The sequence below is a fragment of the Litoreibacter roseus genome (genome assembly GCF_009811795.1).
Lineage (GTDB): Bacteria > Pseudomonadota > Alphaproteobacteria > Rhodobacterales > Rhodobacteraceae > Litoreibacter > Litoreibacter roseus.
On record NZ_BLJE01000006.1, the window covers coordinates 177,171 to 192,920 of the forward strand.

The following is a 15,750-nucleotide window of genomic DNA, read 5'->3' on the forward strand; positions in this document are numbered from 1 at the left end:
TCGCCGTATCAGCTATTTCGCCGCCCCGCTATAGCCCATGTCGAGGTGTTTTAGCTTTGGGCAGACTGAGCATCCAGTTGCGTTTGGATCTCGCCAATCACCTGTTTCCAAAGCTCCGGTTGTTGCGCGCCCGGAAGCACATGCTGGTTCGCCACAACGAATGTCGGCACACCTGTCACACCCCGCTCGCGCGCATGAGCGTCCCGCTCGGCAACATCTGCTGCATCTGCGTCGCTGGACAACAGACGGGCGGTCATCTCACGGTCCATACCAGCGGTTTCGGCGATGGTCAGAAGGACATCCGCATCGCCAATATCCTTGCCTTCCCTAAAATAGGCTTTGAAGAGCATGGACACCACGGCTGTTTGACGCCCCTCTAATCCTGCCCAATGGATCAGTCTATGGGCATCCAGTGTGTTTGGCGTCCGCTGTATCGCGGCAAAGTCGATCTCCAGCCCGGCTGCCTGCGCGGCTTCCGCGATCTGAGCATAGACCCGCACGGCGTTGTCTTTCCCACCAAATTTCGTTTCGAGATATGTCCGGCGATCCATGCCGTCCTTGGGCATGTCGGGGTTCAATTGAAATGGATGCCATTCAATCGCGAAAGGATGGTCCGGATTAACCTCGAGCGCACGGTCCAGATGGGCCTTACCGATATAACACCAAGGACAGATCGGATCGGACAGAATATCAAGTTTGACCATGTTCAGCCTCGTAGTCTCGCGCAAGGGCACGCCGGTTCAGTTTTCCATTCGGCCCTTTAGGCAGGACGTCCTTGCGGATGTAAAGGCGGGGTCGCTTATAGGTCGCAAGATGGGTTTCGGCGCGATCTGCCAGATCGTTTGCAGGGCCGGTATGGAAAAGAGCGATGACTGTGACGTCCGCCTTCACGGTGACAGCGGTGGCGGCGACGTCCCCAACGGAAGGATGATCGGCGAAGGCCGCCTCGACCTCCAGCGGGGAGACACGGACGCCGCCCGCATTCATCATGTCGTCTGCGCGTCCCAAGTAAGTGACATCTCCGGTTGCACTCATCGAGACAAGATCGCCTGTCATGAACCAATCGCCAGTCAAATGTGCGCCTTCCGGCTGGTTCAGGTATCCGATCATCAGTCCCGGGTCGTCCTTATGGACAGCAAGTTCGCCCGCGGTGTTGTAACCAACCGGCTTACCGCCCTCTAGGACGGCAACGCGGCGGCCCGTCTGCGGCCTGCCGCTTGCACCGTCGACAAGTGCCACCCCAGGTGCGCCGGAAATAAATGTGGAGCATTCCGACATGCCCAACGCCTCGTGGACATCGGTCCCGGTCGCGCGGACCCAGGCAGCTCGGGTGCGGGCAGGCATCTTTTCACCTGCCGACAGGCCATGACGAAGCTGATCTGCGCGAATGGTCGGGTTGTCTGCGAGCATCTGGCGATAAACCCCGGGGGCTGCGGCAAAAATCGTGACATCATGCGTGCCGAGCAATGTCGGCAAATCCTTAGCTGGCGTACCTGCTGCCGGGATCAAAGCGGTCGCCCCGATTGTCCACGGATCTACAAGTCCCGTACCAAGGGTGTAGGTCCAGTTGAAGGCGCCTGCGTGCAACAACCTGTCGGAGGACTGCAGACCATACCAGCCTTCGAACATTATCTGACGGGCCCAAACGGCGCGATGGGCGTGACGGACACCGCGCGGCGTGCACGAGGTGCCGGAGGTGAAGATCGTATACGCGTGGGCGTGTGGCGTGCTGCGGCGCGGTTCAAGATCAGACGGTATATTCTCCATGTTCAAATCACTGACCGAAAGTACCGGGCAATCGATCTTCTCCGGCAGCGAGACGCCTGGGCTGTGCAGGATCAAGCGGCCACCGACCATGTCCGTGACCACAGTGACCTCGCGCGATGTCAGTTGCGACGAGAGCGGGACAGGTACGAGACCAACATAGATGCAGGCCAGATAAGCGATGGGGAACTCAACGCAACTGTCGAGGCGGAAGAGAACGCTGTCGCCAGGCGATAGCCCGATAGACAGCAGCTGCCCCGCCATTGATCGAACCGCGTTCCGCAAAGCGCCGTGGGACATTTTGCGATCCGATCCAAGGACTTCCAGTGCGATCTTATCCGGAGTTTTTTTCCCGGCCTGCAAAACATATTCCGCCATATTGAATGGGTTCGGGCAGGTCGGAGGTGGGCCATGATCAAAGACAGATACCATGGGCCCGTCGCTATGCCGCGATGCGTCCTATTGCAAGCCTTGGGCGAGGTCAGTAGGACAGAGGCCATGTCCGATTACGACGAACCGAGCCTTATTCGCCTCGCGCGCGCCAGCGGGGACAGCAGCCATGTGGAGCCTCTGAACCTAGGGCGCCGCGTGCGTGAATTGCGCAAGGCCCGCGAATGGACATTGGAACGCGCGGCGCAGGAGGCTGGTCTGGCGCGGTCCACCTTGTCCAAGATCGAAAACGAACAGATGTCCCCGACCTTCGAGCTAATGAAAAAGCTGGCGGACGGGCTGGGCATCGATATGCCTCAACTGTTTACACCACCCCGCAAGGCTCAGGTGAACGGTCGCATGGACGTGACGCAAAGCGATGGCGGCCAGCCTCATGTCACGCCGACCTATGAGCATGAATTGCTGAACGCAAACCTGACAAAGAAATCGATGCTGCCCTATCGGGCGCGGATCAGGGCGCGGTCTTTTGAGGAGTTTGATGGCTGGGTGCGCCATGACGGGGAAGAGTTTCTGTATGTACTGACCGGGGCCGTCCGACTTTATACAGAGTTCTATGAACCCGTAGAGATGAAGCGCGGCGACAGTGCGTATTACGACGCCTCGATGGGCCACAATGTGATCTCGGTCAGCGCAGAGGATGCGCTGATTTTGTGGGTCACATCATTGGTTTGACGGTCGATCCTGATGTCTTGAGAAGAGCCAGTTTAGCCCCAGCATCCCAAGAACGGTTGCGGTGACCTGCATCGTGACGAACATGGGCACGTGGGCGGGTGAAATCCCCGAAAAAGTGTCAGTGAATGCCCGCGCGATGGTCACCGCCGGGTTGGCGAAGCTGGTTGAGGCGGTGAACCAGTAGGCACCCGTGATGTAGAGCGCGACAAGTGTGGGCACAGCTTCTGCCCTGTGCCGCAAGCCGCCAAAGATCACGAAGAGCAGGCCGAAGGTCGCGACACACTCTGCGATATACTGGGCCGCGCCTGTGCGACTTGTGTTTGAAAACTGGAAGAGTATTTCGCCGAACATCAGGTGCGTGATCCACACCCCGATCACACCGCCCATTATCTGTAGGATCACGTAGATGGTCGCGCGGCGGACAGCGATCTCCCCGCGCATCAGAAAGGCGAGCGTCACCGCCGGATTGAAGTGCGCGCCGGAAACAGGCCCGAGTACGGTGATCAGAACGTAGAGCATGCAGCCGGTTGCGATTGCATTTGCCAGAAGCGCAATCGCGGTGTTTCCAGCCGCCAGGGTTTCGCCCATAATGCCAGAGCCCACCACGCTGATCAAAAGCAGGGCCGTTCCCAGCATTTCCGCGACGTAGGCCCTTTTCATGAAATTTGACCAATTTCCGAAAGGGTTGGAGGACTGATTTGATCTTCTGGCAGAGCTACAAACGCCCGCGCGCGATTTTGCAACGTTTGAAACACGGCCTCAAAGGCGTGGTCTTGCTCTGCACAAGGCTCGGCGGCGGGATCATTTACCCCCCAATGCGCGCACCTCGGTGTTCCGGGCCAGATCGGACAGGTTTCCCCCGCGGCGGTCGCACATACCGTGATCACCAGATCCATCTCAGGTGCATCGTCTCCCCCGAACTCATCCCAGCTTTTTGACCTTGGAGCGGTCGCTTCGATTTTGTGTCTCGCCAAGGTCAAAAGCGCAACTGGATGAACCTGACCCGTTGGTTGAGATCCTGCGGAAAAAGCGTTGAACCCAAGATCCTGCAGGATCGCTTCAAGCAGAATGGATCGGGCAGAATTGCCGGTACACAAAACCAGAATGTTCAAGAAAAAGCCCCCATCGCATGTGCTTGGGGGCTTAAGAACGGAGTGTAACGGTTTTATGTCAGTGGCTAGGCGCGACCAACCGGATTTTCCAGCTTGTTGTCGTCGCCAAAGGTCTTGTCGTCATCCAAAGGACCTTCACCCTCAGGTATCTCTTCGGCGCTGCGCAAAATGGCCATATTGTCATTGTGCTCGTCGGCCATGACGTCCGCTGGCATTTCGCTATTGAGCCATTCCGCAATTTCCTCGTCGGCCTCGATTTCGGATCGGGTGTGTTTGTCTGCGATCTCTGCCGCCAGCAATCTGCGGTCACCCGCAATATTGATCAGACGGTTCTCGTCAAGTTCTGGCCATCGCTGCAGGATGGGGGCCGAAAATGCGGTCCAATTGTTGGAAACCTGGGTCCATGTCATCATCAGTCTGCTCCTTCTTCTGCTTGCAAGGACAATGCAGACTGACAGGGAGCGGTTCCCTTCAGGCGAACATAGAGGCGAGATTGATGCTGCTGCAGTCGTTCAGATCATCAAAATGGTCTGTCAGAAACTTCTTGGCCGCTCTATGCCCTGCCTCTTTCAACTCACCCAAGACATAACTGTTCGGAATCAGCTTAGTGGCGACGGACAATTGCGTCATCAGTGCATCGTCAGAGATCATGTGGACGAGCACCTTTTTCATCGCATCTTCTGCGATCTTGTCCTGATCAATGAGGCGCCCTACGAACTCGATTGCGCGCAATTCACGCAGCAGCGAGCCGTTGAAGCTGATCTCATTGATCCTGTTCTGGATATCGGAGGCCGATTTTGGAACAGCGTCACGGTAGAGCGGGTTGATATTCACAACAACAATGTCGTCCGGCAAGTGCTTGTCAAACAGCGGGAAAAGGGCAGGGTTTCCCATGTAGCCGCCGTCCCAGAATGCTTCGATGGCTCCCGTTTCTGGATCGTGGAACTCGACAGCTTTAAAGATGGTCGGGAGACATCCGGACGCAAGAATGGAATCCGTCGAGATTTCACTTCCCTTGAAGATCCGGATTTTACCTGACCGCACATTCGTTGCGCAGACATAGAGATCGGGGCCCTGCAGCGCGCAGACGCGGTCATAGGAAAACTGTTCTACAACACGCCGCAACGGATTTTCATAGAGCGGGCCAAAGGCGTAGGGGCTGGCGATCCGCGAAACCGCGTCAAGGGTCATGTAGTAGGGCGACAACTCCAGCGACTTGCTCACATCTGCAGGGGTCAAACCGGTCATCCACGGCAGCATGGTTGGGTGAGACGTCGCGCCTATTTCAGACCAGAGCCAGTCCAGCTTTTTCATCGCGCCTTCATTGCCGCCCTCCAGCATGCCGGATTTGAGCGCGGCACCATTCAGGGCACCGGCCGAGGTTCCTGAGATGCCCGCGATCTCGATCCGGCCATCGCCCAACAACGTATCAAGGACACCCCAAGTGAATGCGCCGTGCGCCCCGCCGCCTTGCAGGGCTAGATTGATCTTTTTGGCGTTCTTCTTGAGCATTCGGATTACTCCAAGCTGGTATTAAAGCGCCGTCCAGCCGCCATCGACGCTGATTGTCGTTCCCGTGATCTGAGCCGCAGCGTCCGAACACAGGAACGTTGCCACGCCACCAAGCTGTTCGGTCGTGGCAAATTCCTTGGAGGGCTGACGCTCCAGCATGACCTCCTTGATCACGGTTTCCCGATCCATGTCATACTCTTTCATGGTTTCGGGAATTTGGGCTTCGACCAGTGGCGTCAGTACATAGCCGGGGCAGATCGCGTTGACTGTGATCGGTTCCTGCGCCGTTTCCAAGGCCACGACCTTCGTCATCCCCACGACGCCGTGTTTCGCCGAGACATAAGCCGATTTGTAGGGCGAGGCGGTCAATCCATGGGCGGAAGAGATATTGATCACGCGTCCCCAGCCGGATTTCTTCATCATCGGGATGGCCGCAGCAGTGGTGTGAAAGACGCTGGACAGCATGATCGCAATGATCGCGTCCCATTTCTCGGTCGGGAAGTCTTGAATGGGGGCGACGTGCTGGATGCCGGCATTGTTGATCAGGATATCAACATCGCCAGCCTCTTCGATCAGACGGCGTGCGTCATCGCCCTTACTGAGGTCCGCTTTGATATAGCGCGCCTCGTTGCCGGTGACGTTCGTGATCTCTTCGGCCAGCGCGTGATCTTCCTTTCGATCGGTGTAGGAATTCAACACGACCTGTGCGCCTGCCTTCGCCAGTTCCTGTGCAATCCCAAGCCCGATGCCGGAGTTGGAGCCAGTGATGACGGCGGTTTTACCGGACAGCGGAGAGGGGAGAGACATGGCAGAGCACCTTTCTATTTCGCATGCGCAGCAATTTAGAGCGTGCACCCCGCAAGGGAAGCAAAAACGCACCCATTCAGGTGGTGAGCGGTCCGCTGCGGATCAGATGCCTGCGATGGCACTGCTTGCTGGAAAAGGATCCTGATGGCGCACAAGTTTATGGGTCCGTTTGATGTGCCTCAAATGGGCGGCAAAAAGCACATAAGCCAGCTGTGTTTCGATAAGGGACAAGGCTGCCACTTTGCGCGCAGAAAACGCAAAAACTTGTGCAAACCCCGCTTGCCGCAAGCGCTTGTCCACACCGACCCTGCAGAGACCCGCGCCATAGGCATCTTCCCGTGTGACGGAGAAGTGCGCGCCGTTCAATAAGACGTCCAGCCGCAGGACCGCAACGTCTTTCCAGCGAACGCCGATCTGTCGTCGAGCAAACCAAGCGCTGCGGGCCTCTTCCATAGCATCATTCGGATCGACCGCAGCAGAACTGTAGGCAAACCGTTGTTCAGGATGTGCTACCGCCCAGATCAGCTGTCCGTCGTCGGTGATCGCGCGCCGCGCCGTTGTGACCCCGTGATCATGTTCCACGTGATTTGCGGTATCTATCCAGCCCTGAACACCCTCTGCCTGGAAGCGCTGCAGCGCATCTTCGTCCGGATGATCCAAGGTGTTGGACACGGCAAACTGGCGCTGGAGAACCAGCCGGTCCTTAAGAAATTCTGCTTTGGGTTTCGAGGTCAAAACCATGACGATATCCTACTCATTAAACTCCACGCGGACGCTGCGCGGTTCGAACACAAAAAGAGGGGCAAGGGGAAACGCAGGAAAAACGCGTCAGAAACCAAGCACACCAAACGAGCAAGCCAAACATTGGCCCGCACGAAAAGGATGCCGCAAAGCGGAGAATGGATCAAGTTTGGTAGGTTGTTTTTGGAGCTCTCAGGCCAAAAAAAACGCCAGCACGAAGCTGGCGTTAAGTTATTGAGGCAGGTTTCATACAGGCAAGAAACCTATCGAGCAGTGGTTCCTTTATAAGCAATGCGCCGCCTCAGGCCAAGCTAAAAGTTTGTATAAACAGACACTTCGGATTATCGTTAACATCAATAATAATAAGGGCACGGGGCATTGTTGCTGATATGAGACCGTATATTTTCCATGAGCTTAAATGGCTTCTTGGTGCTTTGAGTGGCGCGCTGATTCTCTTTGCCTCGCAACTGCTGGCGGAGCCTCGGCATGGCATAGCTATGTATGGAGAGCCCGCGCTTCCACCTGATTTTGTGTCGCTGCCCTACGCCAACCCGAACGCGCCCACGGGCGGAACGTTCATCGCAGGTGAAGTCGGCAGCTTTGATTCGCTCAACCCGCACATCCTCAAGGGGCGGGTTCCATGGCAGTTACAGTATCTCGCCTACGAAAGTCTGATGGGCCGGTCTTATGACGAGCCCTTTACCCTGTACGGCTTGCTGGCCGAATCGATTGAGACCGATCCCGATCATCAATGGGTCGAATTTGTCCTGCGGGAGGAGGCACGATTTTCCGACGGAACGCCCGTCTCGATTGAAGATGTGATCTGGTCCTATGAGACGCTCGGCACCATTGGCCATCCGCGGTACCTCGGCTCGTGGAAGAAAGTGTCCGCCGCAGAGCAGACCGGCCCCCGCAGCGTCCGGTTCACATTCACAGAGCCGGACCGGGAACTGGCGCTTATCATGGGACTTCGACCGATCCTGAAAAAGGCGCAGTGGGATGGCAAAGACTTCGCGCAGAGCGGCCTCAGCGATATCCCGATTTCCACGGCGCCTTACGTGATCACCGATTTTGATCCGGGCCGCTTCGTACTTCTGGAGCGTGATGAGGACTATTGGGGCAATGACCTTGCCTTTCGAAATGGAACCCATGTCATTGATCGTATTCGGATGGAGTTTTTTACCGATGAAACCGCGTGGTTCGAGGCGTTCAAGGCCGGCGAGTTAAGCACAATCCGTGAAACCAATCTTGGCCGCTGGAACACGCGCTATGACTTTCCACGCGTGCGGCAGGGCGAGGTCATCAAATCACTGATCCCCCATGGCAGGCCTTCGGGCATGACCGGGTTCGTCATGAATACCCGCAATCCGCTCTTTGAGGACTGGCGGGTTCGCGAGGCGATGATCCAGGCTTTCAACTTTGAGTTCGTCAACAACACTTTGAATGGCGGGGAGCTTCCTCGGATTACGTCCTACTTCTCCAACTCGATCCTTGGCATGGAAGAGGGTGAGGCGACGGGTCAGACACGTGAATTGCTTGAACCGTTTGTCGATGACCTCCCACCAGGGGTGTTGGAGGGATACAGTCTGCCTGTCTCCGATGGGTCGGCGCGCAACCGTCGCAACATTCGCAGCGCCACGGCCTTGCTGGAAGAGGCCGGGTGGGTCGTTCAGGACGGCGTCCTGACAGGAACAGATGGCGCGCCCTTCGCATTCGAGATCCTTCTCAGTGCTGGCAGTGCCGAAAATCAGGCCATTGCCAACATCTATAAGGAAGGGTTGGAACGGCTGGGTATCTTCACAACAATCAGCGTGGTGGACGCCGCACAATATAAAGAGCGCACGGATGCGTTCAGCTTTGACATGACCTATTTCACACGCGGTCTGTCACTGAGCCCCGGCAATGAACAACTGGTCTACTGGGGCTCCGAGGCGGCCGATATTCAAGGGTCGCGCAATCTGATGGGGGTGAAAAGCCCCGCAGCGGAGGCGATGATCGCCACAATGGTGAACGCGGACAACCTAGAGACATATCGCAGTGCCGTGCGCGCGCTGGACCGTGTTTTGACAGCCGGACGCTATGTCATCCCCTTCTGGTTCAGCGACAAGTCCAGACTGGCCCATGATGCCGCACTCAGGTTCCCGGATACGATCCCGGTCTATGGGGATTTTCTGGGCTTTCAGCCAGAGGTGTGGTGGTTCGAAGAGTAGCGGAACTTTTTCCAGAACACCGGGTTATGTCATCGGACATAGAGCCGTCCCGGCACTCTGCCGCGACATGACCAAAGAAAAGGATAACTTATGACCCTTCGTATCACAGCACTTCTCGTGACACTTCTTGCCGTTTCCGCATGCAACACATTGGATGGTGTCGGTCGCGACGTGGAAGAGGGCGGCGAAGCTATTCAAGACGCTGCAAGCTAAGCACCGCAGCACACTAAGCGGAATTGACGGCGCCTTCGGGCGCCGTTTCTCGTTTCAAGCCAAAGATTTACTGAGCTGCCAAGGCCGGCGGTTCACTAGGGTCTTCGCGGTTCGGGTAGACCAGACCCGCTGAGATAACCAGCTTCGCTGCGTCCTCGACGCTCATATCCAACTCGATGACGTCAGATTTTGGCACAAACAAAAGAAAGCCCGAGGTGGGGTTCGGGGTCGTCGGCAAGAAAACAGACACCTTATCCACCTCATCGGGGACGCGTCGCGCGATTTCGCCCTTTGCGTGCGTGGAGATGAACGCGATGGCCCAAAGACCCTTACGGGGGTATTCGATCAGACACGCCTTTTCGAACGATGTTTCCCGCTGGGAAAACACCGTCTCTGAAATCTGTTTGAGGCCGGTATAGATTGATCGCACGACCGGCATCCGCTCGACAATGCTTTCACTCCATCTGAGGAAAGAGCGGCCCAAAATACCTTTGGTGACCCACCCGACGATGACGGTGAAGAGCAAGAACAACACGACGCCCACACCACGGATGTTCACCGAGACATCCTCGCCGAAGTAACGCTGGATCAGAACTTCGGGATGGTATGGATCCGGCACGAACGGCAGAACGAACCCATCAACCCAGCCAACGACAGTCCAGATCAGGTATGCGGTCAGTCCGATCGGCGCGATAACGACAAGTCCGGCTAAAAAATTGCCGCGCAATCTTGCGAAAAGACCGGGTTTGCGATGCGGACGCGCCGCTTCTTCTAGGGCATTTCGGTCTGGCATAAGATTTGAGCTGCTACTTTATATGATTAGGTAGAACCAACGTTCTATCTATGGGGAAGGTTTCAACCTGACAAGACAGCGGGCGCGGATCGGGTCACATTCCGGGCGCAGACATATCATTCCTTGCACAATTCTGTAGCAATCCTGCTGGCAAGACGGGCATTGTTCAAAACGAGCTGAATGTTCGCCTCCAGCGATTTGCCATCGGTTAACTCAAAGATACGCTGCAGCAAAAATGGCGTGACGGACTTGCCCGTGATCTTTGCCGTTTCGGCCTCGGTCAGCGCCTGTTCGATCAGGGGTGAGAGCGTATCGTGGGGGATCTCATGTGTTTGCGGGATCGGGTTGGCGACCAGTTGACCTCCGGGAACACCCAGTGCCTTTCGCGCTTGGTGAGCCTTCGCGATGTCCTCGGCGGTGTCCATCCGTAAGGGCGCGTGAAATTCGGACGTCGTGGACCAGAAGGCAGGCAGCATGTCTTGCCCATAGGCAATGACGGGTACACCCAGCGTTTCCAGCACCTCCCATGTTTTTGGCAAGTCGAGGATGGCCTTTGCGCCTGCCGCCACGACAGTCACGGGGGTCTGAGCCAATTCCTGAAGGTCCGCGGAGACGTCAAAGCTCAACTCTGCGCCCCGATGAACACCACCGATGCCGCCCGTGGCAAACACCGCGATATCGGCGGCGTGCGCAGCGATCATGGTGGCGGCGACTGTGGTGGCGCCGGTTCCGCCGGACGAGATGCAAGCGGCCAGATCCGCACGGGATAGCTTGGCCACGCCCTCAGCCTGACCCAATTGATCAAGTTGATCCGTCTCCAGCCCAATACAAAGCGTACCGTTGAGCACCGCTATCGTGGCGGGAACAGCGCCTTCAGTTCGGATTGCAGCCTCTGTTCGTCGCGCGGTCTCGACATTTTGAGGGTAAGGCATGCCATGTGTGATGATCGTGCTTTCCAAAGCTACAATCGGCACACCGCTTGCTTTTGCCGCTGTGACTTCGGCTGAAAAGACCATGTCGATCAATAGCTCTCTCCAGAGATGTAGATGGCAGTGGCATCGAGGGCCCGGGCGAGGGCGGCTTCTTCGGCCAGCCCCTCGGCTTCTGCCGCGATATGGGCTGCCATGAAGGTATCGCCCGCACCGGTGACACGCGTGACAAGCACCTCACGCGGAACAAGGGTCAGGACGTTGTTTCGGCTGGCCGCAGTGGCAGGATTGGGGCCGTCCGTGACAAGGCACCGGTGCAAGCCGCTGTCCAAAAGCGCCAAAGCTGCATCTTTCGAAGTTTTGTAGGATCGGTGAAGCAGAAGACCTGCTTCCTCCAAATTTACATAGAGCGTCGCGCGAGGGTGGGACAGAAAGGGGGTCAAACGCTCCGCTTTGCCTGGCGATGCCGGTGCAATCCGAAGGTCAGCGGCGGCAAACGCCGGATCGTGGGCGATGTCCTCAAGCAGTGATAGTGTCAGATTTCCGTCCAGCGCGATCAGACCTGACCACCCTGACAAGTCACCCCCACGCAGTGGACGCAATATCTTGTCACCCGCAGCCTCGAGCGAATGAGCATCGGCAATCGCTGCAATCAGACCGTTCCCACCTTCAACGGCCATATATCGGTCCGTTGGCAAATCGTTGGAGCGATAGACATGATCCATATTCATGCCAAGGCGCGCGCAAGCGCCTTGCAGTTCAGTGCCTTCCTCATCGCTGCCGATGACCGACAGGAGGGCAGGGTACATACCGTAGGCCTTGAGCGCCATCGCAATGTTCAGTGCGACGCCGCCGGGATTGCGGGTGATCCGGCCGGGCACGTCGCTGCCCTTGTTCATGTGGGACGTTGCACGACCGATGATGTCCCAAAGGACGGCACCGATGCAGATGATATCGGGTCGTTGTGTCATGGCGCCTTATTGGCGCTCGATCTGTCCGGTGACAAGAGCTTGCGCGGCTCAGTGCGCCTGAGGTTGAAAGAGCAGCTTCACATAAGATCGGAACATCCGCACCTGTCTGCCTGTCGCTTCGGGATCACTGAGGGACTTCGACAAAACGATGCCACCTTCAACGACGGCCAGTAGCATGTCGGCCAGATCATCCAGATTGACGGGATCCCGTGGAGGTGAGAAGGCCGCAACATCGTCAAACATCTTACGAAAAAAGAATCGCCAGCGGAGCATGGCGTTTTCATTCAGTTTCCGCACATCCCGGTTGAACGCGCGCTCGTTGTAAGCGGCGGCGGCAACAAGACAGCCCGGATGGCCATTGGGAATGTCTTCCAAGACCTCCGCCAGCATTTTCAGCCCAACAAGCATTGCCTGGAGAGGATCATCCGTGAGCTCCCGTGCGCGTCCGAAGATATCGTCGAACAGCTGGTCCTCAGCGTCGATGTAGCGTTGTAGCAATGCCAGCGCGAGCGCGTTCTTGTCGGGGAAGTGGTAGAAGAAACCGCTCTTGGTGATATGCGCACCGGCCACGATCTCGTCGATCGAGGTCGCCTCAAACCCTTTCGCAAGAACGGCGTCCGCCGCGATATCGAGCAGACGTGTGCGCGTCTCGTTTGCCTTTGCCATCGGCCAGCCCCCAAATTCGCTGTACCGCAAGTACAGTTTTTCCCGGATTTCCAGAATGCCGCATGTCAGCGCGCTGCGTAATCGGCTGATTTTAAAAGAAATTCCGTAAGCGCATTTGAGTATACCGCAAGCGCACTGGTTCTGGAAGGGCCGCCTGCGACATACCAGCGCTGTATAAATTTGGAGAGTAGATATGACTTTGACACCTAGACTCAACGCCTTGATCAGAAGTGAGCAGCCTTACCTGACAGATGGCGGGTTCGAGACCTCAATGCTGTTTCATGAAGGGTTTGACCTGCCGCATTTTGCCGCTTTCACCATCATGGGGAAGGCCGCTGGTCTCGCGGCGATGGACCGGTATTTCACCCGGTTTGTCGAAATCGCGGCCAAGCACAAGCGCGGCTATGTCCTTGATACCAACACCTGGCGCGCCGGTGCGGCGTGGGCCCCCGCGCTTGGGCTCAGCACGACCGAGATGAAATCTGTCAATGCGGATGCTGTGTCTTGGGCGCGGTCGTTTCGACTGCGGTGGGAAAGCCGGACGTTGCCCATTGTGATTAACGGCATCGTGGGCCCCGCAGGCGACGGCTATATTGCAACCGACGCGCTGTCGGCAGGTGCTGCACAGGACACGCACGCACCCCAGATCCATGCATTGGCGGGGGCGGGGGTGGACATGATCTCTGCGCTGACGATCACCAACGCGCCGGAGGCGGTCGGCATCGTGCGCGCTGCGGCAGCCGCTCATATACCGGTGGTGATCTCGTTCACCCTCGAAACGGACGGCAGGCTGCCATCGGGGCAGACGTTGGCTGATGCGATTATGGAGGTTGATGAGGCGACCAGGAAGGGTCCGCTTTACTACATGATCAACTGCGCGCATCCGGATCATTTCAGCGACGTAGTCTCCGAAGACGCGGCTTGGCTGGCGCGGATCGGGGGTGTGCGGGCCAATGCCTCTCGCCTCAGTCACGCCGAGCTGGACGCATGCGAGACATTGGACGACGGGAACCCGGAAGAATTTGGACATCAGCACGCTGAACTGGCGCGTCTGTTGCCCAGTCTGAAAGTGGTGGGCGGCTGTTGCGGCACCGACCATCGCCATGTGGGCTGCGTTGCAGACCACCTCAATGCGCCCAAGGCGGCGTAATTCCAAACCAAGCAAAGGAAGATTTACAATGTTTACGAAATTTATGAGTACGGCCTCATTGATCGCCATGATCGCAACGCCGGTTTTTGCCGACCCGCCACATGATGCGTTCGATGTGGCGGAAGATCACACGAGCTTCTCCTTCGCGCCGGCGCCTGTCGATGCCGATGGGATGCCAGCCCACGGCAACCCGTTCGTCACGCAAGGCTACATCTACCCCGCGGGCACGCTGAGTGGTGGTGAGGCCGGTGTACTGGAAAACGGAGATCCGGCCTATCCGGCGAAAGTTCTTGGCACATGGACGTGTGACGGATGGTTTGTGGGCGACGCCATGCGGACCACATCTGGCACATGGCTGATCAGTCGTCAGGTCTTCGAATTCAAGGACGGTGATATCCTGATCAGCCAAGGTCCTGAGAAGGCGGATATCGGCGAAAGCTACGAGCGCCCAATCACGGGGGCCACTGGCGTGTTCGCCGAGAATGACGGAGATGTCACCCAGACGCTTCTGGGATTTACGGAGTTCATGGGCGTCAATGTCCGGTTCGAACTGGGCGATACCCAACATTCAGCGCGGATCGCATCGGAAAAGCATATGAGCACTGGGGGCTAATATCTCATCACTGAAACGGTGTTCGGCCAAAGGCGGGGCGGGGTAAGGCGCCGCCCCGCTTTTTCTGCCGTAATTCGAGGCTAAACCTTCTGCGCGGGTTCGGTCAGAATAGGCTTGCAGGGCAGGGCCAACTGCCCTATACGGCGCGCACTTCACAGGCGGGGTCGGGCCCTCGCGGGGAGACATCCCGCAGACGTCCACCGGTTGAGCGCATGCTCTGAAAGCCCCGCCGAGGCATAAACCGGAAAGGAAACGGATAATGGCGCTGCCTGAATTCTCGCTGCGTCAGCTCTTGGAAGCTGGCGTTCACTTTGGTCACCAGACCCAACGTTGGAACCCCCGGATGGAGTCGTATATTTACGGCGCCAAGAACGGTATCCACATCATGGACCTCACTCAGACGGTTCCGATGCTCGATCAAGCGTTGCAAGTCGTGCGTGACACCACCGCGAAAGGCGGCCGCGTTCTGTTCGTCGGCACCAAGCGTCAGGCGCAACGCCCGGTCGCAGATGCCGCCGAGAAGTGCGCGCAGTATTACATGAACCACCGCTGGCTGGGCGGCACGCTGACCAACTGGAAAACCGTGTCTAACTCCATCAGCCGTCTCAAGCAGATTGATGAGGCGATGGAAACCGGCGCGGAAGGCCTGACCAAGAAAGAGCGCTTGGGCATGGAACGTGATCAGACCAAATTGCAGGCATCCCTTGGTGGGATCCGCGAAATGGGCGGTATTCCGGACCTGTTGTTCGTTATCGACGTGAACAAGGAAGATCTGGCAATTGCGGAAGCCCGCAAGCTGGGTATTCCCGTGATCGCTGTCGTGGACAGCAACTGCTCGCCTGATGGTGTCGATTATATCATTCCCGGGAATGATGACGCTGCACGCGCCATTGGTCTTTACTGCGACCTTGTCGCCCGTGCGGCGCTGGACGGCATGTCCGCGCAGATGGGTGCGGCTGGTGTTGATATCGGTGCCATGGAAGACGCGCCGATCGAGGAAGCGATTGAAGAGCCTGCAACTGTGCAAGCCGATCAGCCGATCTCCGACGAGGCCGTGTCCAACGACGTTGTCGGCAAAGAAGGCGTGCTTGATATCGAAAGCACCAAAGAGACCAAAGCTGACGCATAACTGTTACCCGGGGCTGGT

General features: G+C 57.4%; 18 protein-coding genes. 6 read left to right on the plus strand and 12 right to left on the minus strand.

What is annotated here, in order from left to right; translation table 11 throughout:
• Window positions 1–50: 50 nt before the first annotated feature.
• Window positions 51–704: a DsbA family oxidoreductase gene (locus KIN_RS19775; RefSeq protein ID WP_159810368.1), complete on the minus strand. Its 654-nt coding sequence runs from the start codon at window positions 702–704 to the stop codon at window positions 51–53.
• Window positions 691–2,196 (minus strand): class I adenylate-forming enzyme family protein, encoded by a 1,506-nt coding sequence (locus KIN_RS19780; RefSeq protein WP_159810370.1) that lies wholly within the window; start codon window positions 2,194–2,196, stop codon window positions 691–693. Before KIN_RS19780 ends, KIN_RS19775 begins: the two co-directional genes overlap by 14 nt.
• A gap of 66 nt (window positions 2,197–2,262) precedes the next feature.
• Here KIN_RS19780 and KIN_RS19785 point away from each other — a divergent pair, with 66 nt between their 5' ends.
• Window positions 2,263–2,886, plus strand: coding sequence for a helix-turn-helix domain-containing protein (locus KIN_RS19785; protein ID WP_159810465.1), 624 nt, complete (start codon window positions 2,263–2,265; stop codon window positions 2,884–2,886).
• On the opposite strand, the gene KIN_RS19790 is transcribed toward KIN_RS19785, so the two are convergent.
• The 6 genes from KIN_RS19790 to KIN_RS19815 form a co-directional block, all read right to left on the minus strand.
• Window positions 2,875–3,546, minus strand: coding sequence for an aquaporin (locus KIN_RS19790; protein ID WP_159810372.1), 672 nt, complete (start codon window positions 3,544–3,546; stop codon window positions 2,875–2,877). The genes KIN_RS19785 and KIN_RS19790 overlap by 12 nt on opposite strands.
• Window positions 3,543–3,998 (minus strand): arsenate reductase ArsC, encoded by a 456-nt coding sequence (locus KIN_RS19795; RefSeq protein ID WP_159810374.1) that lies wholly within the window; start codon window positions 3,996–3,998, stop codon window positions 3,543–3,545. The genes KIN_RS19790 and KIN_RS19795 overlap by 4 nt, the downstream gene beginning before the upstream one ends.
• 65 nt (window positions 3,999–4,063) lie before the next feature.
• Complete coding sequence (locus KIN_RS19800) at window positions 4,064–4,411, minus strand: hypothetical protein (protein WP_243144987.1); 348 nt, start codon at window positions 4,409–4,411, stop codon at window positions 4,064–4,066.
• 58 nt (window positions 4,412–4,469) lie between these two features.
• Window positions 4,470–5,510: a patatin-like phospholipase family protein gene (locus tag KIN_RS19805; RefSeq protein ID WP_159810376.1), complete on the minus strand. Its 1,041-nt coding sequence runs from the start codon at window positions 5,508–5,510 to the stop codon at window positions 4,470–4,472.
• A 21-nt stretch (window positions 5,511–5,531) separates the two neighbouring features.
• Entirely contained in the window at window positions 5,532–6,317 is a 786-nt protein-coding gene (locus KIN_RS19810; protein ID WP_159810377.1) for a 3-hydroxybutyrate dehydrogenase, read from the minus strand.
• Window positions 6,318–6,419: 102 nt separating this feature from the next.
• Complete coding sequence (locus KIN_RS19815; RefSeq protein WP_159810379.1) at window positions 6,420–7,058, minus strand: hypothetical protein; 639 nt, start codon at window positions 7,056–7,058, stop codon at window positions 6,420–6,422.
• Between the two features lie 389 nt (window positions 7,059–7,447).
• On the opposite strand from KIN_RS19815, the gene KIN_RS19820 reads away from it, so the two are divergent.
• Both KIN_RS19820 and KIN_RS19825 read left to right on the plus strand, forming a co-directional pair.
• Window positions 7,448–9,268: an extracellular solute-binding protein gene (locus KIN_RS19820; protein ID WP_159810381.1), complete on the plus strand. Its 1,821-nt coding sequence runs from the start codon at window positions 7,448–7,450 to the stop codon at window positions 9,266–9,268.
• A gap of 90 nt (window positions 9,269–9,358) precedes the next feature.
• Window positions 9,359–9,481, plus strand: a complete 123-nt coding sequence (locus KIN_RS19825) for an entericidin A/B family lipoprotein (RefSeq protein ID WP_159810383.1) — start codon at window positions 9,359–9,361, stop codon at window positions 9,479–9,481.
• A gap of 67 nt (window positions 9,482–9,548) precedes the next feature.
• Here KIN_RS19825 and KIN_RS19830 read toward each other — a convergent pair whose 3' ends face one another.
• From KIN_RS19830 to KIN_RS19845, 4 genes are all read right to left on the minus strand, one after another.
• Window positions 9,549–10,274 (minus strand): DUF502 domain-containing protein, encoded by a 726-nt coding sequence (locus tag KIN_RS19830; protein WP_159810385.1) that lies wholly within the window; start codon window positions 10,272–10,274, stop codon window positions 9,549–9,551.
• 116 nt (window positions 10,275–10,390) lie between these two features.
• Window positions 10,391–11,299, minus strand: a complete 909-nt coding sequence (locus tag KIN_RS19835; RefSeq protein WP_159810387.1) for a pseudouridine-5'-phosphate glycosidase — start codon at window positions 11,297–11,299, stop codon at window positions 10,391–10,393.
• The gene (locus KIN_RS19840) at window positions 11,296–12,174 is read right to left on the minus strand and encodes a PfkB family carbohydrate kinase (RefSeq protein WP_159810389.1); all 879 of its coding nucleotides are present in this window, start codon (window positions 12,172–12,174) and stop codon (window positions 11,296–11,298) included. The genes KIN_RS19835 and KIN_RS19840 overlap by 4 nt, the downstream gene beginning before the upstream one ends.
• Window positions 12,175–12,222: 48 nt before the next feature.
• Window positions 12,223–12,840: a TetR/AcrR family transcriptional regulator gene (locus tag KIN_RS19845; protein ID WP_159810391.1), complete on the minus strand. Its 618-nt coding sequence runs from the start codon at window positions 12,838–12,840 to the stop codon at window positions 12,223–12,225.
• A 193-nt stretch (window positions 12,841–13,033) separates the two neighbouring features.
• On the opposite strand from KIN_RS19845, the gene KIN_RS19850 reads away from it, so the two are divergent.
• From KIN_RS19850 to rpsB, 3 genes are all read left to right on the plus strand, one after another.
• Window positions 13,034–13,990 carry a homocysteine S-methyltransferase family protein gene (locus KIN_RS19850; protein WP_159810393.1) on the plus strand — a complete coding sequence of 319 codons (957 nt, stop codon included), beginning with the start codon at window positions 13,034–13,036 and terminating at the stop codon, window positions 13,988–13,990.
• A 28-nt stretch (window positions 13,991–14,018) separates the two neighbouring features.
• Window positions 14,019–14,603 (plus strand): hypothetical protein, encoded by a 585-nt coding sequence (locus KIN_RS19855; protein WP_159810395.1) that lies wholly within the window; start codon window positions 14,019–14,021, stop codon window positions 14,601–14,603.
• Window positions 14,604–14,862: 259 nt separating this feature from the next.
• Window positions 14,863–15,732 carry a 30S ribosomal protein S2 gene (gene rpsB / locus KIN_RS19860; protein WP_159810397.1) on the plus strand — a complete coding sequence of 290 codons (870 nt, stop codon included), beginning with the start codon at window positions 14,863–14,865 and terminating at the stop codon, window positions 15,730–15,732.
• The last annotated feature ends 18 nt before the right edge of the window (window positions 15,733–15,750 follow it).